Genomic DNA, 23,761 nt, shown 5'->3' with positions numbered 1-23,761 from the left:
GCAGCATCCTTGGCTGGCAGTCTGCCTTCGCGAGCAGGCTCGCTCCCACAAGGTCAGGCGAGTAAGCCGTCGGCGCGCAGCAGGGTTTCCAGACAGTGCTCGCTGATGTTGTAGAAATCCTTGAGCTCCTGAATCTTCACCAGCAACTGAGCCGGGTCCACCGGCTCGGCGCGTTTCACCGCGAGAATCATCTTGTTCTTGTTGGTGTGTTCCAGCGAGATGAATTCGAACACTTTGGTCTCGTAACCGCAGGCTTCGAGGAACAGTGCACGCAGGCTGTCGGTGACCATTTCCGCCTGTTGGCCCAGGTGCAGACCGTATTGCAGCATCGGCTTGAGCAGCGCCGGGCTCTGGATCTGCAGGCGGATCTGTTTGTGGCAGCACGGCGAGCACATGATGATCGACGCGCCGGAACGGATGCCGGTGTGGATCGCGTAGTCGGTGGCGATGTCGCAGGCATGCAGGGCGATCATCACGTCCAGTTCGCTCGGCGCCACGCTGCGCACGTCACCGCACTTGAACACCAGCCCCGGGTGCTCCAGTTTCGCCGCGGCGGCGTTGCACAGGTTGACCATCTCTTCGCGCAGCTCGACGCCGGTGACTTCGCCTTCGGCCTTGAGCGTGTTGCGCAGGTAATCGTGAATCGCGAACGTCAGGTAGCCCTTGCCCGAACCGAAGTCCGCCACCCGCACCGGTTTATCCAGCGCCAGCGGTGACGAGGTCAGCGCATGGCTGAAGACTTCGATGAACTTGTTGATCTGCTTCCACTTGCGCGACATCGCCGGGATCAGCTCGTGCTGCGCGTTGGTCACGCCCAGGTCCTTGAGGAACGGCCGGCCCAGGTCCAGAAAACGGTTTTTCTCACGGTTGTGCTCGGCGGACGGCGCTTCACGCAATTGCTGAGGTTTGCTCTTGAACAGCGAACTCTTGCCCTTTTTGCTGTATTCGAGCTGGGCTTCGTCGGTCACGGTCAGCAAATGCGCATTCTTGAACGCGGCCGGCAACAGCTCGGCAATCACCGCCACGCCTTCGCTCAGCGGCAGATTCTTGGTGATGTCACGGGTCTTGTAGCGATAGACAAACGACAGGTGTGGCTGCGCCTTGACCGTCACCGCTTTGATGATGATCCGCTGCAGATCCGCCTCTTCACCCATGTACTTGGCCAGCACCAGTTTGATGAAGCCGTTGTGTTCGAGGCTGGTTTGCAGCAGCTCGATGAACTGGGTGTGGTGATCGGGTGCGGGCTTGAGGGAGGGGGCGGTAACGGACATGGAAAAGCGGCCTCGGACGGGCGAAATCGGGAATGGCGGGTATTTTAGGGGGGATGGCGCTTGGGGACACGTTCTTATTTACCCAACGGCACAAGAACTCAGCGCACTGCCTGGCCCCTGTGGGAGCGGGCTTGCTCGCGAAAGCGGCGTATCAGGCGACATTGATGGTGAATGTCAGACCGTATTCGCGAGCAAGCCCGCTCCCACACTGGCTCGGCGTAATGCGGCCATATGTATCAGACAGGCCTTGCTCAGCGGGACCGGGGAGAACCGCACCCAGACTCAGCCCAACACAATCAACCGATTGGGCAATTCATTCCTCACCTGCGTCACCGGCACGTGCACCTTGAGTAATTCACCGCAGGCCTCGATGCACGTCACAAAGCCCTCAAGCGTGCGCCCCTGCCGCACCTGCTCGGTGAACGCGGCGACAATCGCGTCCCAACTCTTGTTGTCCAGCCGCCGGGAAATCCCCTCGTCCACCAGAATCTCCACATAGCGCTCGGCCTCGCAGACAAAGATCAACATGCCCGTGCTGCCGACGGTGTGGTGCAGGTTCTGTTCGAGAAACTGCCGCCGCGCCAGATTCGATGCCCGCCAGTGGCGCACGCGGCGCGGGATCAGATGGGTGGTGATCTTCGGCAGGCGAAACAGCAGGCACAGGACGATGAACAGCCCCCATTGCACCAGCAACAGGCTGTGCATGGTCAGCCAGCCAGTCAGGTAATGGACGATGCCCGGTACCAGCAGCGCCAGCAGGCTGGCCCACAGCAGCGGAATGTACGCGTAGTCATCGGCGCGGGCCGCCAGCACGGTGACCAGTTCGGCGTCGGTATCGCGCTCGACCCGGGCGATCGCTTCGGCGACTTTGCGTTGTTCGTGTTCAGTCAGTAATGCCATGTCGAAAAGTGCCTGATCATTATTGTTGTGTGTTCACCAGCCGCCGGACGAACCGCCGCCGCCGAAACTGCCCCCGCCGCCGCTGAAGCCCCCGCCTCCACCGCCACCGCCAAATCCACCACCGCCGAAACCGCCCCCGCCTCCGGAGCCGCCACGGCCGGCGGGAAGGATACCGAGCATCTGGCAGACAAACACGGTCAGGATGAACAACACCACCAGAAAAACGAACAACAGCGGATGGCGCGAGACAAAATCGCTCTGCGGATCACCGCTCGACTCGTACACCGTCGACGGTTCGTCCAGCGGATTGCCGCCGAGCACCACCAGCATCGCCGCCACGCCGTCGCTGATGCCCTTGCTGAAATTGCCGGCCTTGAACGCCGGGGTGATCACTTGATGAATGATCACCGAACTCTGCGCATCGGTCAGCCGATCTTCCAGCCCGTAACCGACTTCGATGCGCAGTTTGCGCTCGTCCCGGGCGACGATCAGCAGCGCGCCGTTGTTCTTGTCTTTCTGGCCGATGCCCCAGTGCCGGCCCAGTTGCACGCCGTAATCCTCGATGGTGGTGCCCTGCAGATCAGGCACCGTGACCACCACCAGTTGCTCACCGGTGGCCTGCTCGTGAGCCTGCAACTGCTGGCTCAACTGGGCGCGCACCGACGGCTCGATCATCTGCGCCTCGTCCACCACCCGCCCGCTCAGCGCCGGGAACGTCAACTCGGCCTGGGCGCTGACGGCGAACAGCCACAGCATCAGCACCAGGCCTATCTTCAACACACGCATGGGCAACCTCGAATCAGAACTTCACTTCCGGGGCCTTTTCCGCACCGGGGGTGGTGGCTTCGAAGGTTTCGCGAATCGGCAGGTCGCTGTACATCACGCTGTGCCAGAGGCGCCCGGGAAACGTGCGGATCTCGGTGTTGTATTTCTGCACCGCCAGAATGAAATCGCGCCGCGCCACGGCAATCCGGTTTTCCGTGCCTTCGAGCTGCGATTGCAGGGCAAGGAAGTTCTGGTTGGCCTTCAGGTCCGGATAACGCTCGGAGACCACCATCAAACGGCTGAGCGCGCCACTCAACTGATCCTGAGCCTGCTGGAACTGCTTGAGTTTTTCCGGATTGTCGAGGGTGCTGGCATCGACCTGGATCGACGTCGCCTTGGCCCGCGCCTCGACCACGGCGGTCAGGGTCGCCTCCTCATGCTTGGCGTAGCCTCTGACGGTCTCCACCAGGTTGGGGATCAGGTCGGCACGGCGCTGGTACTGGTTCTGGACCTGGCCCCAGGCCGCCTTGGCCTGTTCATCGAGGGTCGGGATATTGTTGATGCCGCATGCGGTCAACAAAGTGGCAAGCACCAGCAGCGTGGCGACCTGCAGACGCGAGCGGTAGGTTGGACTGACATTCATCAAAGTGATGCTCCCTGGCATATTTCATAAAAAACCGACCGTGAAACCTTCTGCATCAGCGGTTGGGGCATAATCGGCCGCGCCACTGGATTGCAACGGGCCGATGGGCTAAAAAGAGGCCCTGCGCAAACGCAGCCGAGTGTCGGCGGGCGTTTTTGGCTCGGTCATTTTGAGCCTGCACCCGAACAACAATAGTCGCTCCCTAACTTTTGGCTGGCCGGCATTGCATTGCCGCTTGGGCCCTTGAGAAAAATATTCATGAAGAAGCTGTGTTTGCTGGGCCTGTTCGTCAGCTTGGCCAGTCATCAAGTATTGGCCGCCACGACCCCGGTACCCCTGGAAAACAAGGACGCGTTCATCAGCAATCTGATGAAACAAATGACCCTCGATGAAAAGATCGGCCAGTTGCGTCTGATCAGCATCGGCCCGGAAATGCCCCGTGAGTTGATCCGCAAAGAGATCGCCGCCGGCAACATCGGCGGTACGTTCAACTCGATCACCCGCCCGGAAAACCGTCCGATGCAGGACGCGGCGATGCGCAGTCGCCTGAAGATTCCGATGTTTTTTGCGTACGACGTGATCCACGGTCACCGTACGATTTTCCCGATTCCGCTGGCCCTGGCATCGAGCTGGGACATGGACGCCATCGGTCAGTCCGGGCGCGTTGCCGCCAAGGAAGCCGCGGCCGACAGCCTCGACATCACCTTCGCGCCGATGGTCGACATCTCCCGCGATCCGCGCTGGGGCCGCAGCTCCGAAGGGTTCGGTGAAGACACCTACCTGACCTCGCGCATTGCCAAAGTGATGGTCAAGGCCTATCAGGGCGACACGCCGAGCGCGGCTGACAGCATCATGGCCAGCGTCAAGCACTTCGCCCTGTATGGCGCGGTCGAGGGCGGTCGTGACTACAACACCGTCGACATGAGCCCGGTGAAGATGTACCAGGACTACCTGCCACCGTACCGCGCGGCGATCGACGCCGGTGCCGGCGGGGTGATGGTGGCGTTGAACTCGATCAACGGCATTCCGGCCACCGCCAACACCTGGCTGATGAACGACCTGCTGCGCAAGGACTGGGGCTTCAAGGGCCTGGCCGTCAGCGACCACGGGGCGATCTTCGAGCTGATCAAGCACGGCGTGGCCGCTGACGGTCGTGAAGCGGCGAAGCTGGCGATCAAGGCCGGCATCGACATGAGCATGAACGACACCCTGTACGGCAAAGAGCTGCCGGGGCTGCTCAAGTCCGGCGAGATCGAGCAGAAAGACATCGACAACGCCGTGCGCGAAGTGCTCGCCGCCAAGTACGACATGGGCCTGTTCAAGGACCCGTACCTGCGCATCGGCAAGGCCGAGGATGATCCGGCCGACACCTACGCCGAAAGCCGTCTGCACCGCGCCGAGGCCCGTGACGTGGCACGCCGCAGCCTGGTGCTGCTGAAGAACCAGAACGAAACCCTGCCGCTGAAGAAAGACGCGAAAGTCATGCTGGTCGGTCCATTGGCCAAGGCGCCGATCGACATGATGGGCAGTTGGGCCGCCGCCGGTAAGCCGGCGCAATCGGTGACCCTGTTCGACGGCATGAGCTCGGTGATCGGCGACAAGGCCAACCTGATCTACGCCCGTGGCGCGAATATCACCAGCGACAAGAAGGTGCTGGATTACCTGAACTTCCTCAACTTCGACGCCCCGGAAGTGGTCGATGATCCGCGCCCGGCCAACGTGCTGATCGACGAAGCGGTGAAAGCAGCCAAGGACGCTGACGTGATCGTCGCCGCTGTGGGCGAATCCCGTGGCATGTCCCACGAATCCTCCAGCCGCACCGACCTGAACATCCCGGAAAATCAGCGCGAGCTGATCCGTGCCCTGAAAGCCACCGGCAAACCGCTGGTACTGGTGCTGATGAACGGCCGTCCGCTGACCATCCTCGAAGAGAACCAGTCGGCTGATGCGATTCTGGAAACCTGGTTCAGCGGCACCGAGGGCGGCAACGCCATCGCCGACGTGCTGTTCGGCGACTACAACCCGTCGGGCAAACTGCCGGTGACCTTCCCGCGTTCCGTGGGCCAGATCCCGACCTACTACAACCACCTGAGCATTGGCCGGCCGTTCACGCCGGGCAAACCGGGCAACTACACCTCGCAGTATTTCGATGACACCACCGGTCCCCTGTTCCCGTTCGGTTACGGCCTGAGCTACACCCAGTTCACGCTGAGCGACATGGCGCTGTCGTCAACCACGCTGAACAAGACCGGCAAGCTCGATGCCAGTGTCACCCTGAAAAATACCGGCAAACGTGACGGCGAAACCGTGGTGCAGCTGTACATCCAGGACGTCGCCGGTTCGATGATTCGCCCGGTGAAAGAACTGAAGAACTTCCAGAAAGTCATGCTCAAGGCCGGCGAACAGAAAGTCGTGCACTTCACCATCACCGAGGATGACCTGAAGTTCTACAACGCCCAGCTCAAGTACGCGGCCGAGCCTGGCAAGTTCAACGTGCAGATCGGCCTGGATTCGCAGGATGTGACGCAGCAGAGTTTTGAGTTGCTGTAATTATTCAGTAACCAATGCCCGTGTGAGAGGGGCCTTTGTGGGAGGGGGCTTGCTCCCGAATGCGGTGTATCAGCTAAATCAATGCTGAATGACATGCCGCCTTCGGGAGCAAGCCCCCTCCCACATTGGAATCCACTGGTTTCGAAATTGGCATTAACCGCGTCTGTCGAGAATGTTGACCACCAGCCGATCCACCCACCCCCAGATCCGCTGCTTCACTCGCCGCCACAACGGCCGGCGCTGCCACTCTTCCAGACTGACCTGCTGACTCAGGCCGAAATCCTTCTCGAAACTCTGCACCACCGCTGCCGTCAACGACGGGTCCAGTGCCTCCAGATTCGCCTCCAGATTGAAGCGCAAGTTCCAGTGATCGAAGTTGCACGAACCGATGCTCACCCACTCGTCCACCAAGACCATTTTCAGGTGCAGGAAGCACGGCTGATATTCAAAGATCTGCACCCCGGCCTTGAGCAGGCGCGGGTAGTAACGATGACCGGCGTAACGCACCGACGGGTGATCGGTGCGCGGCCCGGTGAGCAGTAGCCGGACGTCGACACCGCGAGCAGCAGCCTTGCGCAGCGAGCGGCGGATTTTCCAGGTCGGCAGGAAATACGGGGTGGCCATCCAGATGCGCTTCTGCCCGCTGTTCAGTGCACGAAACAGCGACTGCAGAATGTCGCGATGCTGACGCGCATCGGCATAGGCCACACGGCCCATGCCCTCGCCCATGTCCGGGACCTTGGGCAAGCGTGGCAGGCCGACATGCGCCGACGGTTTCCAGGCCCGGCGATGGCGGTTGGCGATCCATTGGCGGTCGAACAGCACTTGCCAGTCGAGCACCAGCGGGCCGTTGATTTCCACCATCACTTCGTGCCACTCGCTGCTGTCCTGCCCCGGTGTCCAGAATTCATCGGTAACACCGGTGCCGCCGACCACCGCCAGACGCTGATCGACCAGCAGCAATTTGCGGTGATCACGATAGAAGTTGCCGACCCAGCGCCGCCAGTTCAGGCGATTGTAGAAACGCAGTTCGACCCCGGCCTTGGTCAGGCGCTGACGCAGGTGCAGGGTAAACGCGAGGCTGCCGTAGTCATCGAACAGGCAGCGTACCCGCACGCCGCGCTCGGCGGCCTGGACCAGCGCCTGAACCACGGCCTCGGCACAAGCGCCCGCCTCCACCAGATACAACTCCAGTTCGACCTGCTCCTCGGCTCGGGCAATTTCCACCAGCATGCGCGGGAAGAATTGCGGGCCGTCAATCAACAGTTCGAACCGGTTGCCGTCACGCCACGGAAACACCGCGCCGCGCATGTCAGCGCGCCGTGAAAATCAGCACCGCACCCACCGGTACCGACAGACTGATGGCCGACAGGCCGGCCAAGTTGCGCAGGGTTTCCAGCCCCGGCGCCAGATCGAAATCCTCGGCGTTGATCACCAACGGCTCCAGCGTCACCACTTGAAAACGCCGGTCGTCGAGACGGGTGGCCAGCAACTCTGCGGGGTATTCATGTTGCTTGCCGTGCAGGTTGACGGTCAGCGGCAGACGCAATTCCAGCTGCGCACCGGGGGCCAGATCGTTGATCGGGCGCAGGTCGATCCGGGTGCTGATGGTCGCTTCGGGGAATTGCTCGATCTGGAACAGCTCCTTGCGCATGCGCTCGTCGCGCAGCGGGATGCCGCTGTTGATCGAATCCAGCTCGACTTCGACTTCAGCGCGGCCATCCGGATCGACCTTGCCGTGCAGCACCAGAAAGCGCTGCACTTCAGAAATGTGGGCGTTTTTCGTGCTGACGAACGACAGCCGCGACGACTCGCCATCCAGATACCAGTTGGCCTGCGCCGGCAGCGCGGCGGCAGTCAGCAGCAGACTGGCGAAGGCTGTATAGAGGGAGCGGTTGAACATTGAATACTCGTGGGGGCGATAAACCTGCACGAACCTTAACCGCCCACGCCGTTATTGCAAACTGATCGCCGCAAATCTATCGATTGGTGAAACCTCCTGTGGGAGCTGGCTTGCTCGCGAAGGCGGTGAGTCAGTCAACACAAATACTGAATGGCACACCACATTCGCGAGCAAGCCCGCTCCCACAGGGTTATCTATTGACTTGAGGATTGAGGCGGCAGCCCTGGCGTTCGCCCAGCCACTGGGCACGATTGCTGCGGCCCATGCCGCTGACGGTGATGGTTTTGCTCGCGCTGTCATCGCTAAAGTGGCTGGTTGGCAGCCACTGTTTCACATAACCCCGGCAGTATTCGGCATCGTTGTTCATCACGTAACGACACGAACAATATTCCTTGGCCGTGTAGGCGCTGATGATGTCGGGGAACGCCCAGAGGTTTTCCCGTTCGAGCCAGATCCAGCCGAGCAGCACGATCAGCGCCAACAGCAACACCCGCTTCAACAGCTTCATGGCTGCACCGCCTTGAGCACTCGTTTGAGCAGTTCGTTGTGGCGATAGCTGCCGTCGCGGTCATCGGCGTAACGCACGATCACCAGTTTCTCGCTGGGGATCACATACAGCGCCTGGCCCCAGTGGCCGAGGGCGGCGAAGGTGTCGGGCGGCGCGTCGGGCCACGGCGCGGCGGCGCCATCCGCCGGGCGATTGAGCCACCACTGACCACCGGGCACCGCTTCGTCCTGATGCGCCTTGTAGCCGGCAAAGGCAGTGCGGTTGAAAGCGACCCAATCCTTGGGCAGCAATTGCCGGTCGTGCCAACGTCCGTCGCGAGCCATCAGCAGACCGACCCGCGCCAGATCCCGCGCCGTGAGATAAGCATAAGAGGACGCGACAAACGTACCGCCGGCATCGGTTTCCCACACGGCGTGGCGGATGCCCAGCGGCTCGAACAACGCGGTCCATGGATAGTCGGGATAACGCTGCGGGCCAACCATGTTCTTCAGCGCCGCCGCCAGCAGATTGCTGTCGCCACTGGCGTAACGGAACGTCTGCCCCGGCGGCGCATAAGCGTCGTGATTGGCAGTGAACGCGGGCATGTCGCGATGCCCACGGGTGTAGAGCATCGCCACCACCGAGGATTTCAGCGGCGCGTATTCGTAGTCTTCCTGCCAGTCCAGCCCGGAAGCCCAGTGCAGCAGATCCGCCACGGTGATCGCCGGATGTTTTTCCAGCGCCGGATAAAACTTCGAAACCGGATCATCCAGTTTGAACAGGTCTTCGCCATACGCCACGCCGAGTACCGTGGCCATCAGGCTTTTGCTGATCGACCAGGTCAGGTGCGGGATCTCGGCACGGGTCGGGCCGGCGTAGCGTTCGTAGATCAACTGACCGTCGCGGATGATCAGCAGCGCGTCCGTGCGGATGCCCTGGCGGGTAGTGTCGTCGCGGGGTGGGAAGGCGTAGGTCTCCAATGCCTCGACCGCTGCGCCGCTGATTTTTGCGCCAGTCGGCCATTGCTCACCGGGCCATTGCTCGGCCTGGACCGTGAAGCTGATCAGCAGCAGAAACAGGGACAGGCTTTTGCACATGGTGAGGGCTCTTGGGGAGAACCTGCTGAGGGTAGTCTTGCCACATGACAGATGTGTGGTGTTTCTGCCGCCGCCTTCGCGAGCAAGCCCGCTCCCACATTTGAAACGCATTCCAAGGGTGGGAGCGGGCTTGCTCGCGAAGAGGCCAGTCAGCCCACCGCCAAAGCCTTGGCCAAGCGCTTGGCCCGCGCCCCCGCCGCCAACTGCATCACCCCCTGATCACGCTGCCACATCTGCGCCCACTCCGGACTACCCTCGGCCAACGCCTGATCGATCTCGCCCTTCAGCGCATCAAACTGCGCAAACAAACCGCCCAACAGCACATGCCCGGCCGGGTTATTCGGTGGCTGGCGACTCGCTTCCGCGCACCCGGCCAACAGCGCCAGCAAGCGCAACAGCAGCGGCTGCGACCAGCCGCTGTCCTGACCGACACCGTACAGCCACGCGGTCATCGCGCTCAGCACATAGACATCTTCCAGGCTACGAAACGGCTTCACATAAGCGTCCCAGCCATCGCCCGCGAGCAATTCGCACAACGCGCCGTCCAGATGCAGCCGACCGTGACTGATGTCCGGCATCAGCGGCAGCGCCGGGAGTTTTTCCACGCGCACGCCGGGCTCGCCGGGATAGACCACCGCCAGACTCAGGCGCGGGGTTTCGCCGGGTTCTTCACTGCGCGCGGCGATGAGCAGCCAGTCCGCCGCGTCCCCGGCGGTGACGAAATCCTTGCGCCCGCTCAGGCGCAAATCGCTGAGACGGGTCTGCATGTCCGCGGGACGCAGGCTGCGCTGCTCGGTCGCACACAACGCACCAAGACTCGGCGGCGCGCTCGGCCAGAGCATGCGCAACGCCGCCTGATACCCCACCAGAAACGCCAGCCCCGGCGTCGCCATACGCCGCCCTCCGGCCACCGCCAGTTCGAACGGCGTCACGTTGCCCAATTGATGCAGCAAGGTAGCGAAACCTTCCGCCAGATCAGTCACGGCGGGCAGGCGTTCATGGCTTTCGAGCAGGCTGGGCCAGGGCATAAGAGGCTCCTTGAGGGCTGTCATACAAGCATCACCAAACGTTCACGGTGATGACACCGGGGCTACATAGCCTGACTTTGCACAACATGGCTGCATAAAGAAAGTCGATCGGCTGCAACCCACGACGGGTTCAAGGCCCGTACGGAGATTCAAATGACTCAGATCGCCCGCATCAGCGACACCGGCAATGAACGCCGCCTGCAAGCCGAACGCCTGATCGGCGCCGAGGCCTTGCAGCAAGCCCAGGCCTTGCGCTTCAGCGTATTCAGCGGCGAGTTCAACGCCAAGCTGAAAGGCGCGGAACTGGGTCTGGACATGGATGACTATGATGTTCACTGCAGCCACATCGGCGTGCGTGACCTGAACACCGGGCGTCTGGTCGCCACCACCCGTTTGCTCGATCACACCGCCGCCAGCAGCCTGGGCAAGTTCTACAGCGAAGAAGAATTCAGTCTGCATGGCCTCGCCCATTTGCAAGGCCCGATCCTCGAAATCGGCCGCACCTGCGTCGACCCGGCCTACCGCAACGGCGGCACCATCGCCGTGCTCTGGGGTGAACTGGCCGAAGTGTTGAATCAGGGCGGCTACAGCTACCTGATGGGTTGCGCGAGCATTCCGATGCAGGATGGCGGCGTGCAGGCCCACGCGATCATGCAGCGTCTGCGCGAGCGTTATCTGTGCACCGAACACCTGCGCGCCGAGCCGAAGAATCCCCTGCCGTCGCTGGATATTCCATCGAACGTGATCGCCGAAATGCCACCGCTGCTCAAGGCCTACATGCGCCTGGGTGCGAAGATCTGCGGCGAGCCGTGCTGGGACGAAGACTTCCAGGTCGCCGACGTGTTCATCCTGCTCAAGCGCGACGAACTCTGCCCACGCTACGCCAAGCACTTCAAGGCGGCCGTGTGATGAGCCGGTTGCGCGTGTACGCGCGGATCACGCGGGTGCTGCTGGTGGTGGCGCTGGGCTTGACCATGGCCAGCGTCTTCGGCGTGTTCGAACGTCTGGGCCTGGCGCACTCGATGCAACGTCGGCAGCGCTGGTCGCGGTTTTTCATGGCGCGTTTGAGCCATGCCCTGCCCTTTCGCGTGACCGTGCACGGCGAGCTGCCGCAGCAGCCGATGCTGTGGGTCAGCAATCATGTGTCATGGACTGACATTCCGCTGCTGGGCATGCTCACGCCGCTGTCGTTTCTGTCCAAGGCCGAAGTGCGTACCTGGCCGGTGGCCGGCTGGCTGGCGGCGAAGGCCGGCAGTCTGTTCATCCGTCGCGGTTCGGGTGACAGCCAGTTGATCCGCAAACAGATGACCCGTCACTTGCAAACGCAACATCCGTTGCTGATGTTCCCGGAAGGTACCACCACCGATGGCCGCTCGCTGCGCACCTTTCATGGTCGCCTGCTGTCGGCGGCGATTGATTCGGAGGTGATGCTGCAACCGGTGGCAATCCGTTATCTGCGAGATGGCGAGATCGACGCGCTAGCGCCGTTCATTGGTGACGATGATCTGCTGTCGCATCTGATGCGTCTGTTCAGCCACGACTGCGGCGATGTCGAAGTGCATCTGCTCAAGCCGATCGCCTGTCAGGGCCGCGAACGTGCGGCGCTGGCGTTCGAAGCGCAGCAAGCGGTGCAGAAGGCGTTGTTTGGCGCGATTCCGGAAAAGCAAAAAACCCCGATGCGCCCGGCCATCGCCGCCTGAAATACAACCGCTAAAATCACCCTCGGCCCCTGTGGGAGCTGGCTTGCCAGCGATAGCGGTAGACCAGCCGACACGAATGTTGAATGTGCCGACGCCATCGCTGGCAAGCCAGCTCCCACAGGGATTCAGGGTGTTGTTGAGGATTGTGCGAAGTCTTGCAATTGCGGATAGAACAACGCGAAGTCCTCACTCAGCGGCTCATACAAACGCCGCAACTCCTGCATCGCCCCCGCCAGCTCCTCAGGCCGGGTCAGGCGGCGGGAGATCCCGCGCAGCACCTGCTCCAACACTTCAAACTCTTGATACGAACCCAGCCAGTCATTGGCAACCATGTGCGGGGCGATTTTCGCCAGGCGTTCTGGCAATTGCCGTTCATTCGACAGCACCCGGTAAACAGCGCGGGTGAAATGTTCCAGCGGCTGATCGGCGTACAGCGTCCAGTCGCGGGCCAGGCAATGGTCGAAAAACACATCGAGGACAATCCCCGCGTAACGCCGCCGGGTCTCGGTGAAACGCCCGAGGGCGATGTCCACCAACGGGTGGCGATCGGTGAACACATCAATCCGCCGATGCAGCTGAATCGCCGCTTCAATCTGCGGTGCAAATTGCCCTTGCAGGCGTCCTTTGACGAAATCGCCGTACAGACTGCCGAGTAATTGCTCGGGGTGCTGGCCTCCGAGGTGTAAATGTGCGAGATAGTTCATGGGCGCAGCTTAGCACTGCGCGCTTTCATCGTTACAGCACACGTATCGTTATAACCCGATATACCGATTTATGCGGTCGTCAGATCAAATTCATATTGGTATATCGCGAAATACCGATTTAAAGTTCGCCTCATCGCGATATAGCGCTACACATCACGAGCATAAAGCCATGAACCTCGACCTCGACGAAATAATAAAAGCCCTGGCGCACCCAGTACGGCGAGACATCCTTATCTGGCTGAAAGACCCCAAAGCCCAGTTTCCTGAGCAGATACACAACCACGAGTACGGCATCTGCGCCGGGCAGATCGATCAACGCTGCGGCCTGTCGCAGTCGACCGTCTCCGCCCACCTGGCGACCCTGCAACGCGCAGGTCTGATCAGCAGCCAGAAAGCCGGCCAGTGGCACTTCTTCAAACGCAACGAGGACGTGATCCAGGCGTTCCTCGACGCCATCGTCAAAGAGCTCAGCGCTCCCACAAGGAATTGATTCAAATGCCCCTCTCGCTACTCATTCTGGCCTTGAGTGCCTTCGCCATCGGCACCACCGAGTTCGTCATCATGGGCCTGCTGCCCGATGTGGCAGCCGACCTCGGTGTGTCGATTCCCGGCGCCGGCTGGCTGGTGACCGGTTACGCCCTGGGCGTGGCCATCGGTGCGCCGTTCATGGCACTGGCCACCGCCAGACTGCCGCGCAAGGCCGCACTGGTAGCGCTGATGGGCATTTTTATCGTCGGTAACCTGCTGTGTGCCATCGCCAGTGACTACAACGTGCTGATGTTTGCCCGTGTCGTCACGGCGCTGTGCCACGGTGCGTTCTTCGGTATCGGTTCTGTGGTAGCTGCCGGGCTGGTGGCGCCGAACAAACGGGCGTCGGCCGTGGCGCTGATGTTCACCGGCCTGACCCTGGCCAACGTGCTCGGTGTACCGCTGGGCACCGCGCTGGGCCAGGAAGCCGGCTGGCGCTCGACCTTCTGGGCGGTGACCGTGATTGGTGTAGTGGCGCTGATCGGTCTGATCCGCTTCCTGCCGGCCAAGCGCGACGAGGAAAAACTCGACATGCGCGCCGAACTCGCCGCCCTCAAAGGCGCCGGCATCTGGCTCTCGCTGAGCATGACCGCGCTGTTCGCCGCGTCGATGTTCACCCTCTTCACCTATGTCGCGCCGCTGCTCGGTGATGTCACCGGTGTCTCGCCAAAAGGCGTGACCTGGACCCTGCTGCTGATCGGCCTCGGTCTGACGGTGGGCAACATCATCGGCGGCAAACTGGCGGACAAGCGTCTCGGCGCGACCCTGATCGGCGTGTTCGTGGCGATGGCGGTGGTTTCCACCGTGCTGAGCTGGACCAGCGTTGCGCTGATCCCGACGGAGATCACCCTGTTCCTTTGGGCCACCGCTTCGTTTGCCGCCGTCCCGGCGCTGCAAGTCAACGTGGTGACCTTCGGCAAGGCCGCACCGAACCTGGTGTCGACCCTGAACATCGGCGCATTCAACATCGGCAACGCCCTGGGCGCCTGGGTCGGCGGCAGCGTCATTGCCCACGGTTTCGGCCTGACCAGCGTGCCCCTGGCCGCCGCCGCGCTGGCCGTGCTCGCGCTGCTGGTGACCCTGATCACTTTCCGTCAGAACGGCGATGCCGGCCTGGCCCCTGCTACCCACTGATTAACCACTTAACTGACGAGGGTTGTACACATGGCAACTATTTTCGATCCGATCAAACTGGGCGACCTTGAGCTGTCCAACCGCATCATCATGGCTCCACTGACCCGCTGCCGCGCCGACGAAGGCCGCGTGCCGAACGCGCTGATGGCTGAATACTACGTACAGCGCGCGTCGGCTGGCCTGATCCTGTCCGAAGCCACTTCGGTGACGCCGATGGGCGTCGGCTACCCGGACACCCCGGGCATCTGGTCCAACGACCAGGTGCGCGGCTGGACCAACGTGACCAAAGCCGTGCACGCTGCTGGCGGCAAGATCATCCTGCAACTGTGGCACGTCGGCCGCATCTCGCATCCGTCGTACCTCAACGGCGAAACCCCGGTCGCGCCGAGCGCCATCCAGCCTAAAGGTCACGTCAGCCTGGTGCGTCCATTGGCCGACTATCCGACCCCGCGAGCTCTGGAAACCGCTGAAATCGCCGAGATCGTCGAGGCCTACCGCACCGGTGCCGAAAACGCCAAAGCCGCCGGTTTCGACGGCGTGGAAATCCACGGCGCCAACGGCTACCTGCTCGACCAGTTCCTGCAAAGCAGCACCAACCAGCGCACCGACAACTACGGTGGCTCCCTGGAAAACCGTGCGCGTCTCCTGCTGGAAGTGACTGACGCAGCGATCGACGTCTGGGGCGCCGGCCGTGTCGGCGTGCACTTGGCACCCCGCGCCGATTCCCATGACATGGGCGACGACAATCTGGCCGAGACTTTCACTTATGTGGCTCGCGAGCTGGGCAAGCGCGGCATCGCCTTCATCTGCTCCCGCGAGAAAGAAGGCGCCGACAGCCTCGGCCCACAGCTGAAAGAAGCTTTCGGCGGCGCGTACATCGCCAACGAACGCTTCACCAAGGACAGCGCCAATGCGTGGCTGGCTGAAGGCAAGGCTGACGCGGTAGCGTTCGGCGTACCGTTCATTGCCAACCCGGATCTGCCGGCACGCCTGAAGGCCGACGCACCGCTGAATGACGCACGTCCTGAGTTGTTCTACGCGAAAGGCCCGGTCGGTTATATCGATTATCCAACGCTGTAAACAACAACAACAACTAACAAGTAAGCCCCGCCTCGAAAGAGGCGGGGCTTTTTTATTTTCATACATTTAAAGATTCGCCATCAGAACAATATAAACCTAAGCTCCGCCCAGCAACTCATCAATTACAACCCACCAACTTAATCAAGCAAGGTTATATAAAAATGAATGATATAGATCCAAACAAACTTACATTCCTTCTGCAAATCACCAATGCCACGGACTCTACTTTCTGGCTTGAGGATTCCTCTCCAAAGCACCCACCCCTGACGCGTATCGACAAGATCCTCCCCTACCAGACCGTCTTCATGATGTTTGAAGGAGATCCTCATCTGAAGCAGGACATCGTTATTGATTACGATATCAAAAAGGAGGTATTCAGCACTTACGTCTGCTACACCAACTACAAACAGAAAGTACAATTCGACACTACGCTCAGTTATTGCTACCGACAAATGGCGGGGCACCGGCCTCCAAAGGTCGAACTCTTCTGGGATACCAATGCTTTCTCTATTGGCGCCGAACCTATCACCTGCGGCGCGGCATTGGAAAATGAAAACCCGGTTTACCCTTACAGCTATAAGATGATCGCATTCATGACGCCATCGGCCTGATAGAGAGTTTACTGCTCATGCAGTAACGGTACGGACAACGCTGACATTATAAAGGCGCGAGCAAACCCAAGGCCGCGGCTCAAGCCCATCGGAAGTAACGCAGCCGGAGGTGAGGATCGGGCAAAGGGAACTCAGAAACAAAACGGATCGGTTGGTGCGTATCGGCTGCTCGGCGCCCTTTTAGCCCGAGTCGTTAACATTCATTCACACAGTCGACACAAAACCCCTACAAAATACGTAGCTCGCTACCTATCAACCCGGCCAACGTACGTATATAAAAGCACCCCATTACAAAAAGACTTGAAGCAGGGACATTTCCCCGCTTCAAGTCTTGACACGGATAGATTCAATTACGCATTTTGTTTCATTTGCGCAGGCTGGGGCTCAGGCGCAGCATATCAAGCCCTGTATCGACCCAGCGCTCGGCTTCGGCATGCAATTGAAAGCTGTCCGGCGCCAACAGCCATCCATACAGGAGGCCATCGATATACGCATGAATGCTGATGGCCGCCCGGGCAGTGTCGAGATCTTCCGGCAACTGGCCGCGATTGACCGCATTACGCAGGGTCAGACCGATGCGCAGGTTGCAATCGAGACTGGCCGTGCGGCGCTGCTGGCGCAGATCGCACATTTCATCGGTGAATTCGCACTTATGAAACAGAATCTCGTTGATGCGACGGGTCTTCGGATCCAGGGCTACCTGATGAAACAGATGGATCAACAGCTTGCGCATGCACCCCAACGGGTCGAGTTCGTCCTCGCTCTCGCTGGCCTTGGCCAATTCATCCAGCGGTTCATGCAGGCTGTCGAGCATCGCCTGCACCAGATCGGCCTTGTTGCTGAAATGCCAATAGATGGCACCGCGCGTAACGCCGGCCATCGTCGCGATATCCGCCAGGGTCGTGCGGGCCACGCCCCTTTCATAAAACGCTTTCTCGGCCGCTTCGAGAATCTGGCTGCGCGTTTCCTGAGCTTCCTCTTTGGTACGACGGACCATGGCAGTAAAACCTCAAACAGGATGTTTCAGGGATGGCTGAATATCCGCTGAATAAAGAGGGGGCTGATCTCTCACGAATCGGCTCCCCGGCCTACAATTTCAAACCTTGCGACGCATTTTGTAACAGGGTGGGTACGACGCCAAGCTATTTACAAACAACCATGAACGTAAGTATATTCCTTAGCAAGCTACTTATCCACTCGACCCGATTTTTTTACCCTTTCACACTTCTTGTGCGCAATGTGCGCGCCTGACCCGAGGATCTTCATGCAATTCAAGCCAGCTGTTACCGCTCTGGTCACTGCCGTCGCCCTGGCATCGCTGCTCAGCGGATGTAAAAAGGAAGAAGCGGCCCCAGCCGCTCCGCCTCCTCAGGTCGGCGTCGTCACCCTGCAACCACAAGCGTTCACCCTCACGTCGGAACTGCCGGGGCGCACCAGTGCGTACCGCATCGCTGAAGTTCGACCACAGGTCAACGGCATCATTCTCAAACGTCTGTTCAAGGAAGGCGGCGACGTCAAAGCCGGCCAGCAGCTGTATCAGATCGATCCGGCAGTCTATGAAGCGACCCTGAAAAGCGCCGAAGCCAACCTGCGTTCGACCAAGTCGATCTCTGACCGCTACAAGCAACTGGTCGACGAGCAGGCCGTGAGCCGCCAGGAATACGACACCGCCGTGGCCAATCGCATGGAATCGGAAGCGTCGTTGCAGAGTGCGCAGATCAACGTGAAATACACCAAGGTCTACGCGCCGATCTCCGGCCGTATCGGCCGTTCTTCGGTGACCGAAGGCGCACTGGTCAGCAATGGTCAGGCCGACGCGATGGCGACGATCCAGCAACTGGACCCGATCTACGTCGACGTTACCCAGTCCTCGGTTGAGCTGCTGGAACTGCGCCGCGAGCTGGAAAGCGGTCGTCTGCAGAAGGCCGGCGACAACTCGGCAGCGGTCAAGCTGACCCTTGAGGACGGCAGCCAGTACAAGCTCGACGGTAAGCTGGAATTCTCCGAAGTATCGGTTGATCCGACTACCGGTTCCGTGACCTTGCGTGCGGTGTTCCCGAACCCGGATCACACCCTGTTGCCAGGCATGTTCGTCCGCGCCCAGTTGCAGGCCGGGGTCAACGCCGCGGCCATTCTGGCGCCGCAACAAGGCGTGACCCGTGACCTCAAGGGCACTCCGACCGCACTGGTCGTCGGCCCGGACAACAAGGTTGAACTGCGTCAGCTCAAGGCCAGCCGTACCGTTGGCAGCCAGTGGCTGATCGAAGATGGCCTGAAAGCCGGCGATCGTCTGATCACCGAAGGCCTGCAATACGTTCGCCCAGGTGCTCAGGTCAACCCGACCGAAGCGACCAACGTAGCCAAGAACCCGGCCCCCGCTCAAGCAGCTGACAAAGCCGCTGGCGGCAAAGGGGAGTAACTCATGTCGAAATTTTTTATCGACCGTCCGATTTTCGCCTGGGTAATTGCCCTGGTGATCATGTTGGTCGGGGCACTATCGATCCTGAAATTGCCAATCAACCAGTACCCTAGCATTGCACCGCCGGCCATCGCGATCTCCGTGACCTACCCGGGCGCTTCGGCGCAAACCGTGCAGGACACTGTGGTCCAGGTGATCGAGCAGCAGCTCAACGGTATCGACAACCTGCGTTATGTGTCCTCGGAAAGTAACTCCGACGGCAGCATGACCATCACCGCGACCTTCGAGCAAGGCACCAACTCCGACACCGCGCAGGTTCAGGTCCAGAACAAGCTGAACCTGGCCACCCCGCTGCTGCCGCAGGAAGTGCAGCAACAGGGTATCCGCGTCACCAAGGCAGTGAAGAACTTCCTGTTGGTGATCGGCGTGGTGTCGCGTGACGGCAGCATGACCAAGGACGACCTGTCCAACTACATCGTGTCGAACATGCAGGACCCGATCTCGCGGACCGCCGGTGTCGGTGACTTCCAGGTCTTCGGTGCCCAGTACGCGATGCGCATCTGGCTCGATCCGGCCAAGCTGAACAAGTACAACCTGACGCCGTCTGATGTCAGCGCCGCGATCTCGGCGCAGAACGTCCAGGTGTCTTCCGGTCAGCTCGGCGGTTTGCCGGCGCTGCCTGGCCAGCAACTGAACGCTACGATCATCGGCAAGACCCGTCTGCAGACTGCCGAGCAGTTCAAGGCGATCCTGCTGAAGGTCAATCAGGACGGCTCCCAGGTCCGTGTCGGCGACGTGGCCGACGTCGGTCTGGGTGGTGAAAACTCGAGTATTTCTGCGCAGTTCAACGGCAGCCCGGCGTCCGGTCTGGCGGTAAAACTGGCCAACGGCGCCAACGCCCTCGACACCGCCAAAGCGCTGCGCAAGACGATTGACGACCTCAAGCCGTTCTTCCCGCAAGGCATGGAAGTGGTGTTCCCGTATGACACCACTCCGGTCGTGACCGAGTCGATCAAGGGTGTGGTTGAAACCCTGGTCGAAGCGATCGTGCTGGTGTTCCTGGTGATGTTCCTGTTCCTGCAGAACTTCCGCGCCACCGTCATCACCACGATGACCGTGCCGGTGGTATTGCTCGGTACGTTCGGCATCCTCGCCGCCGCCGGTTTCAGCATCAACACCCTGACCATGTTCGGTATGGTGCTGGCCATCGGCCTGCTGGTGGACGACGCCATCGTCGTGGTGGAAAACGTCGAGCGGGTGATGGCCGAAGAAGGCCTGTCACCGAAGGAAGCGACCAAGAAATCCATGGGCCAGATCCAGGGCGCCCTGGTCGGTATCGCCCTGGTGCTGTCGGCGGTACTGTTGCCGATGGCGTTCTTCAGCGGCTCCACCGGTGTGATCTACAAGCAGTTCTCGATCACCATCGTCTCGGCCATGGCCCTGTCGGTAATGGTTGCACTGATCTTCACCCCGGCGCTCTGCGCAACCATGCTCAAGCCGATCGCCAAGGGTGACCACGGCACGCCGAAAAAAGGTTTCTTCGGCTGGTTCAACCGCAATTTCGATCGCGGTGTCAGAAGTTATGAGCGCGGTGTCGGCAACATGCTGTCGCGCAAAGCCCCGTATCTGCTGGCGTACCTGCTGATCGTCGTCGGCATGATCTGGCTGTTCACCCGCATTCCAACCGCGTTCCTGCCGGAAGAAGACCAGGGCGTATTGTTCGCCCAGGTGCAAACCCCGGCCGGTTCCAGTGCGGAACGTACTCAAGTCGTGATCGACGAGATGCGTACCTACCTGCTGGATAAAGAAGCGGGTGCGGTGTCCTCGGTGTTTACCGTGAACGGCTTCAACTTCGCCGGTCGTGGTCAGAGTTCGGGTCTGGCGTTCATCATGCTCAAGCCGTGGCACGAGCGTGATTCGGGCAACAGCGTGTTTGCCTTGGCACAGCGTGCGCAGCAACACTTCTTCAGTTTCCGCGATGCGATGGTGTTTGCGTTCGCCCCGCCTGCGGTACTGGAATTGGGTAACGCCACCGGTTTCGACGTGTTCCTGCAAGACCGCGCCGGTATCGGTCACGAAAAACTGATGGAAGCCCGCAACCAGTTCCTCGGCATGGCCGCGCAGAGCAAGGTGCTCTACCAGGTGCGTCCGAACGGTCTGAACGACGAGCCGCAATATCATCTGGAAATCGACGATGAGAAAGCCCAGGCCCTGGGTCTGAGCCTCTCCGACATCAACAGCACCCTGTCGATCTCCTTCGGTAGTAGCTACGTCAACGACTTCATCGACCGTGGTCGGGTGAAGAAGGTGTACGTGCAAGGTCAGGCCGGGGCGCGCATGAGCCCTGAAGACCTGAAAAAGTGGTACGTGCGCAACAGCGCCGGGACCATGGTGCCGTTCTCCGCGTTCGCCAAGGGCGAGTGGATCTACGGTTCGCCGAAACTGGCCCGTTACAACGGCGTCGAAGCGATGGAAGTGCTCGGTTCTCCGGCGCCGGGTTACTCCACCGGTGAAGCGATGGCCGAAGTCGAAGCGATTGCCAAGAAGCTGCCGGCCGGTGTCGGTATCTCCTGGACCGGTCTGTCCTACGAGGAACGTCTGTCGGGCTCGCAAGCGCCAGCGCTGTACGCCCTGTCGCTGCTGATGGTGTTCCTGTGTCTGGCGGCGTTGTATGAAAGCTGGTCGATTCCGATCGCGGTCATGCTCGTGGTACCGCTGGGGATCATCGGTGCGCTGATGGCCACCAGCCTGCGCGGGCTGTCCAACGACGTGTACTTCCAGGTGGGCCTGTTGACGACCATCGGTCTTGCGGCTAAAAACGCCATTCTGATCGTCGAGTTCGCCAAGGAGCTGCATGAACAAGGGCGCAGTCTGCGCGATGCGGCGATCGAAGCGTGCCGCATGCGTCTGCGACCGATCATCATGACCTCGCTGGCGTTCGTCCTCGGTGTAGTACCGCTGGCGATCTCCACCGGTGCCGGTTCGGGTAGCCAGCACGCGATCGGTACTGGCGTGATTGGCGGTATGCTCACGGCCACGATCCTGGCGATCTTCTGGGTCCCACTGTTCTTCGTCACGGTTTCGTCCATCGGCCAGCGTAAAATCGCCGACCCGGACGAGACGACTGAAACTCCTAAAGAGGCTGGCCAATGAGCAAGTCGCTACTCTCCATCGCAGTCGCCGCCTTCGTGCTGAGCGGTTGCTCGCTGATCCCCGATTATCAGCAGCCTGAAGCACCGGTCGCGGGCCAGTACCCGCAGGGGCCGGCGTACTCGCCGGCCCAGGCTCCGGCGCAAGCCGCTGCCGAACAGGGCTGGAAGCAGTTTTTCCATGACCCGGCCCTGCAACAGCTGATCCAGGTATCACTGGAAAACAACCGCGACCTGCGTGTCGCGGCGCTGAACATCGACGCCTATGCGGCTCAATACCGCATCCAGCGTGCCGACCTGTTCCCGGCGGTTTCGGCCAATGCCAGCGGCAGCCGTCAGCGGGTTCCGGCCCGTGCCTCGCAGACCGGTGAAGCGAACATCAGCAGCTCCTACACCGCGACCGTCGGCATCAGCGCCTACGAACTCGACCTGTTCGGTCGGGTGCGCAGCCTGAGCGAACAAGCTCTGCAACAATATTTCGCCACCGAAGAAGCGCGCCGCAGCACGCAGATCAGTCTGGTGGCCAGTGTCGCCAACGCGTACATGACCTGGCAGGCCGACAAGGAACTGCTCAAGCTGACGCAAGACACCCTCGGTGCCTTTGAAGAAAGCTACAAGCTGACCAGCCGCAGCAACGAAGTCGGTGTGGCTTCGGCGCTGGACCTGGCGCAGTCGCGCACCTCGGTGGAAAACGCCCGGGCGCAATTGGCCAAGTACACCCGTCAGGTGGCTCAGGACGAAAACAGCCTGACGCTGCTGCTCGGCACCGGCATCCCGGCCAATCTGCAAGCGGCCAAACCGCTGTCGGATGATCTGCTCAGCGACGTACCGGCCGGTCTGCCTTCGGACCTGCTGCAGCGTCGTCCGGACATCCTCCAGGCCGAGTACAACCTGAAAGCGGCCAACGCCAACATCGGCGCCGCCCGTGCAGCGTTCTTCCCGAGCATCAGCCTGACCGCCAACGCGGGCAGCCTGAGCCCGGACCTGTCCGGTCTGTTCAAGGGCGGTTCGGGGACCTGGCTGTTCCAGCCGCAGATCAACCTGCCGATCTTCAACGCCGGCAGCCTGCGTGCCAGCCTCGACTATGCCAAGATCCAGAAGGACATTGGCGTGGCGAACTACGAGAAGTCGATTCAAACCGCCTTCCAGGAAGTCGCCGACGGCCTGGCTGCCCGCCAGACCTACACCGAGCAGCTGCAAGCGCAGCGTGACTTCGTCGCGGCCAACCAGGATTACTACCGCCTGGCCGAGCGTCGTTACCGCATCGGTGTCGACAGCAACCTGACCTTCCTCGACGCCCAGCGTCAGCTGTTCAGTGCGCAACAGGCACTGATCACCGACCGCCTCGCGCAGCTGACCAGTGCGGTCAACCTGTACAAGGCCCTGGGTGGTGGCTGGAATGCGCAGACCGCGCAGAACGAACCGCTGAAAGAAGAAGCACCGAAGATGAAGCTGTTCTGATCATCCGGTGAACACAAGGAGCCCGCCATTTGGCGGGCTTTTTGTTGCCTCAGGAACAGTTTAGGTGCCTGCACTGGCCCCATCGCTGGCAAGCCAGCTCCCACAGGTTTTTCAGGGGTCCGCAAAATATGTGTTCACTGAAGATCCTTGTGGGAGCTGGCTTGCCAGCGATGAGGCCCTCACAGACCCCCTGAAATCCAACTGAATCTTGCGTTCGATAATCGCCCAGAACCCGCTTTTACCAATTGAATCAAAACATCCGCCCCCCGCACCATTCGCTCCACAAAACCAATAACAACAGGTTCGACACCATGCTCCCGCGCCCTGTCCC

21 protein-coding genes are annotated in these 23,761 nt (G+C 60.8%); 10 read left to right on the top strand and 11 right to left on the bottom strand.

The window, feature by feature from the left end; all coding sequences use genetic code 11:
• Positions 1-53: 53 nt before the first annotated feature.
• The 4 genes from ACM6I7_RS23425 to ACM6I7_RS23410 all read right to left on the bottom strand — a co-directional run bounded on the left by ACM6I7_RS23425 (position 54) and on the right by ACM6I7_RS23410 (position 3,579).
• Positions 54-1,271, bottom strand: coding sequence for a class I SAM-dependent methyltransferase (locus ACM6I7_RS23425; RefSeq protein WP_414889368.1), 1,218 nt, complete (start codon positions 1,269-1,271; stop codon positions 54-56).
• A gap of 282 nt (positions 1,272-1,553) precedes the next feature.
• Positions 1,554-2,171, bottom strand: a complete 618-nt coding sequence (locus ACM6I7_RS23420; protein WP_027614420.1) for a TPM domain-containing protein — start codon at positions 2,169-2,171, stop codon at positions 1,554-1,556.
• A gap of 33 nt (positions 2,172-2,204) precedes the next feature.
• Positions 2,205-2,957 (bottom strand): TPM domain-containing protein, encoded by a 753-nt coding sequence (locus ACM6I7_RS23415; RefSeq protein WP_414889367.1) that lies wholly within the window; start codon positions 2,955-2,957, stop codon positions 2,205-2,207.
• Between the two features lie 13 nt (positions 2,958-2,970).
• Positions 2,971-3,579 (bottom strand): LemA family protein, encoded by a 609-nt coding sequence (locus tag ACM6I7_RS23410; RefSeq protein ID WP_007963199.1) that lies wholly within the window; start codon positions 3,577-3,579, stop codon positions 2,971-2,973.
• A gap of 258 nt (positions 3,580-3,837) precedes the next feature.
• On the opposite strand from ACM6I7_RS23410, the gene bglX reads away from it, so the two are divergent.
• Positions 3,838-6,129: a beta-glucosidase BglX gene (gene bglX / locus ACM6I7_RS23405; RefSeq protein WP_285373229.1), complete on the top strand. Its 2,292-nt coding sequence runs from the start codon at positions 3,838-3,840 to the stop codon at positions 6,127-6,129.
• Between the two features lie 153 nt (positions 6,130-6,282).
• Here bglX and ACM6I7_RS23400 read toward each other — a convergent pair whose 3' ends face one another.
• The 5 genes from ACM6I7_RS23400 to ACM6I7_RS23380 all read right to left on the bottom strand — a co-directional run bounded on the left by ACM6I7_RS23400 (position 6,283) and on the right by ACM6I7_RS23380 (position 10,644).
• Positions 6,283-7,440, bottom strand: a complete 1,158-nt coding sequence (locus ACM6I7_RS23400; RefSeq protein WP_098967611.1) for a phospholipase D-like domain-containing protein — start codon at positions 7,438-7,440, stop codon at positions 6,283-6,285.
• Position 7,441: 1 nt separating this feature from the next.
• The gene (locus ACM6I7_RS23395) at positions 7,442-8,032 is read right to left on the bottom strand and encodes a YceI family protein (protein ID WP_096797056.1); all 591 of its coding nucleotides are present in this window, start codon (positions 8,030-8,032) and stop codon (positions 7,442-7,444) included.
• A 190-nt stretch (positions 8,033-8,222) separates the two neighbouring features.
• Entirely contained in the window at positions 8,223-8,540 is a 318-nt protein-coding gene (locus ACM6I7_RS23390) for an amidase (RefSeq protein ID WP_096797055.1), read from the bottom strand.
• Positions 8,537-9,616 carry a serine hydrolase domain-containing protein gene (locus ACM6I7_RS23385; RefSeq protein WP_414889366.1) on the bottom strand — a complete coding sequence of 360 codons (1,080 nt, stop codon included), beginning with the start codon at positions 9,614-9,616 and terminating at the stop codon, positions 8,537-8,539. Before ACM6I7_RS23385 ends, ACM6I7_RS23390 begins: the two co-directional genes overlap by 4 nt.
• A 149-nt stretch (positions 9,617-9,765) precedes the next feature.
• Positions 9,766-10,644, bottom strand: a complete 879-nt coding sequence (locus ACM6I7_RS23380; RefSeq protein WP_123586941.1) for an acyl-CoA dehydrogenase family protein — start codon at positions 10,642-10,644, stop codon at positions 9,766-9,768.
• A 153-nt stretch (positions 10,645-10,797) separates the two neighbouring features.
• On the opposite strand from ACM6I7_RS23380, the gene olsB reads away from it, so the two are divergent.
• Both olsB and ACM6I7_RS23370 read left to right on the top strand, forming a co-directional pair.
• Positions 10,798-11,553, top strand: coding sequence for an L-ornithine N(alpha)-acyltransferase (olsB, locus tag ACM6I7_RS23375; protein ID WP_007963187.1), 756 nt, complete (start codon positions 10,798-10,800; stop codon positions 11,551-11,553).
• A complete protein-coding gene (locus tag ACM6I7_RS23370; protein ID WP_414889365.1) occupies positions 11,553-12,344 on the top strand; it encodes a lysophospholipid acyltransferase family protein in 792 nt (263 codons plus the stop codon). Before olsB ends, ACM6I7_RS23370 begins: the two co-directional genes overlap by 1 nt.
• Before the next feature lie 125 nt (positions 12,345-12,469).
• Here the strand turns inward: ACM6I7_RS23370 and ACM6I7_RS23365 are convergent, their stop codons facing one another.
• Positions 12,470-13,048 carry an ACP phosphodiesterase gene (locus ACM6I7_RS23365; protein WP_150370421.1) on the bottom strand — a complete coding sequence of 193 codons (579 nt, stop codon included), beginning with the start codon at positions 13,046-13,048 and terminating at the stop codon, positions 12,470-12,472.
• A gap of 169 nt (positions 13,049-13,217) precedes the next feature.
• Here ACM6I7_RS23365 and ACM6I7_RS23360 point away from each other — a divergent pair, with 169 nt between their 5' ends.
• From ACM6I7_RS23360 to ACM6I7_RS23345, 4 genes are all read left to right on the top strand, one after another.
• Positions 13,218-13,538, top strand: a complete 321-nt coding sequence (locus ACM6I7_RS23360) for an ArsR/SmtB family transcription factor (RefSeq protein WP_003222436.1) — start codon at positions 13,218-13,220, stop codon at positions 13,536-13,538.
• A 5-nt stretch (positions 13,539-13,543) separates the two neighbouring features.
• Entirely contained in the window at positions 13,544-14,710 is a 1,167-nt protein-coding gene (locus tag ACM6I7_RS23355) for an MFS transporter (protein ID WP_003222434.1), read from the top strand.
• 30 nt (positions 14,711-14,740) lie between these two features.
• Complete coding sequence (locus ACM6I7_RS23350; protein WP_027614409.1) at positions 14,741-15,790, top strand: alkene reductase; 1,050 nt, start codon at positions 14,741-14,743, stop codon at positions 15,788-15,790.
• A gap of 161 nt (positions 15,791-15,951) precedes the next feature.
• Positions 15,952-16,401 (top strand): hypothetical protein, encoded by a 450-nt coding sequence (locus ACM6I7_RS23345; protein ID WP_027614408.1) that lies wholly within the window; start codon positions 15,952-15,954, stop codon positions 16,399-16,401.
• A gap of 364 nt (positions 16,402-16,765) precedes the next feature.
• Here ACM6I7_RS23345 and emhR read toward each other — a convergent pair whose 3' ends face one another.
• The gene (gene emhR, locus ACM6I7_RS23340) at positions 16,766-17,398 is read right to left on the bottom strand and encodes an efflux system transcriptional repressor EmhR (RefSeq protein WP_027614407.1); all 633 of its coding nucleotides are present in this window, start codon (positions 17,396-17,398) and stop codon (positions 16,766-16,768) included.
• Between the two features lie 267 nt (positions 17,399-17,665).
• Between emhR and emhA the strand changes: the two genes are divergently transcribed.
• The 3 genes from emhA to emhC are packed head-to-tail and all read left to right on the top strand — an operon-like array spanning position 17,666 to position 23,430.
• Entirely contained in the window at positions 17,666-18,820 is a 1,155-nt protein-coding gene (gene emhA / locus ACM6I7_RS23335; protein ID WP_027614406.1) for an efflux RND transporter periplasmic adaptor subunit EmhA, read from the top strand.
• Positions 18,821-18,823: 3 nt separating this feature from the next.
• Positions 18,824-21,973, top strand: a complete 3,150-nt coding sequence (gene emhB / locus ACM6I7_RS23330; RefSeq protein ID WP_027614405.1) for an efflux RND transporter permease subunit EmhB — start codon at positions 18,824-18,826, stop codon at positions 21,971-21,973.
• Positions 21,970-23,430: an efflux RND transporter outer membrane subunit EmhC gene (gene emhC, locus ACM6I7_RS23325; RefSeq protein ID WP_027614404.1), complete on the top strand. Its 1,461-nt coding sequence runs from the start codon at positions 21,970-21,972 to the stop codon at positions 23,428-23,430. The genes emhB and emhC overlap by 4 nt, the downstream gene beginning before the upstream one ends.
• Positions 23,431-23,761 lie beyond the last annotated feature (331 nt).

Origin of the sequence: Pseudomonas sp. IT-93MI4, from assembly GCF_949767635.1 — a bacterium.
Classification (GTDB): Bacteria; Pseudomonadota; Gammaproteobacteria; order Pseudomonadales; family Pseudomonadaceae; genus Aquipseudomonas; species Aquipseudomonas putida_A.
The sequence above is the reverse complement of the archived record's forward strand: the minus strand, read 5'-3'. Positions and strand labels throughout refer to the sequence as shown.

Bases quoted from the DNA above. Each gene is read 5' to 3' on its own strand.
- bglX (WP_285373229.1), top strand. From the start codon at position 3,838: ATGAAGAAGCTGTGTTTGCTGGGCCTGTTCGTCAGCTTGGCCAGTCAT.
- ACM6I7_RS23380 (WP_123586941.1), bottom strand. From the start codon at position 10,644: ATGCCCTGGCCCAGCCTGCTCGAAAGCCATGAACGCCTGCCCGCCGTG.
- emhA (WP_027614406.1), top strand. From the start codon at position 17,666: ATGCAATTCAAGCCAGCTGTTACCGCTCTGGTCACTGCCGTCGCCCTG.
- olsB (WP_007963187.1), top strand. From the start codon at position 10,798: ATGACTCAGATCGCCCGCATCAGCGACACCGGCAATGAACGCCGCCTG.
- ACM6I7_RS23365 (WP_150370421.1), bottom strand. From the start codon at position 13,048: ATGAACTATCTCGCACATTTACACCTCGGAGGCCAGCACCCCGAGCAA.
- ACM6I7_RS23370 (WP_414889365.1), top strand. From the start codon at position 11,553: ATGAGCCGGTTGCGCGTGTACGCGCGGATCACGCGGGTGCTGCTGGTG.
- ACM6I7_RS23395 (WP_096797056.1), bottom strand. From the start codon at position 8,032: ATGTTCAACCGCTCCCTCTATACAGCCTTCGCCAGTCTGCTGCTGACT.
- ACM6I7_RS23355 (WP_003222434.1), top strand. From the start codon at position 13,544: ATGCCCCTCTCGCTACTCATTCTGGCCTTGAGTGCCTTCGCCATCGGC.
- ACM6I7_RS23410 (WP_007963199.1), bottom strand. From the start codon at position 3,579: ATGAATGTCAGTCCAACCTACCGCTCGCGTCTGCAGGTCGCCACGCTG.
- ACM6I7_RS23420 (WP_027614420.1), bottom strand. From the start codon at position 2,171: ATGGCATTACTGACTGAACACGAACAACGCAAAGTCGCCGAAGCGATC.
- ACM6I7_RS23385 (WP_414889366.1), bottom strand. From the start codon at position 9,616: ATGTGCAAAAGCCTGTCCCTGTTTCTGCTGCTGATCAGCTTCACGGTC.
- ACM6I7_RS23345 (WP_027614408.1), top strand. From the start codon at position 15,952: ATGAATGATATAGATCCAAACAAACTTACATTCCTTCTGCAAATCACC.
- ACM6I7_RS23400 (WP_098967611.1), bottom strand. From the start codon at position 7,440: ATGCGCGGCGCGGTGTTTCCGTGGCGTGACGGCAACCGGTTCGAACTG.
- emhR (WP_027614407.1), bottom strand. From the start codon at position 17,398: ATGGTCCGTCGTACCAAAGAGGAAGCTCAGGAAACGCGCAGCCAGATT.
- ACM6I7_RS23415 (WP_414889367.1), bottom strand. From the start codon at position 2,957: ATGCGTGTGTTGAAGATAGGCCTGGTGCTGATGCTGTGGCTGTTCGCC.
- emhC (WP_027614404.1), top strand. From the start codon at position 21,970: ATGAGCAAGTCGCTACTCTCCATCGCAGTCGCCGCCTTCGTGCTGAGC.
- ACM6I7_RS23390 (WP_096797055.1), bottom strand. From the start codon at position 8,540: ATGAAGCTGTTGAAGCGGGTGTTGCTGTTGGCGCTGATCGTGCTGCTC.
- ACM6I7_RS23360 (WP_003222436.1), top strand. From the start codon at position 13,218: ATGAACCTCGACCTCGACGAAATAATAAAAGCCCTGGCGCACCCAGTA.
- ACM6I7_RS23425 (WP_414889368.1), bottom strand. From the start codon at position 1,271: ATGTCCGTTACCGCCCCCTCCCTCAAGCCCGCACCCGATCACCACACC.
- ACM6I7_RS23350 (WP_027614409.1), top strand. From the start codon at position 14,741: ATGGCAACTATTTTCGATCCGATCAAACTGGGCGACCTTGAGCTGTCC.
- emhB (WP_027614405.1), top strand. From the start codon at position 18,824: ATGTCGAAATTTTTTATCGACCGTCCGATTTTCGCCTGGGTAATTGCC.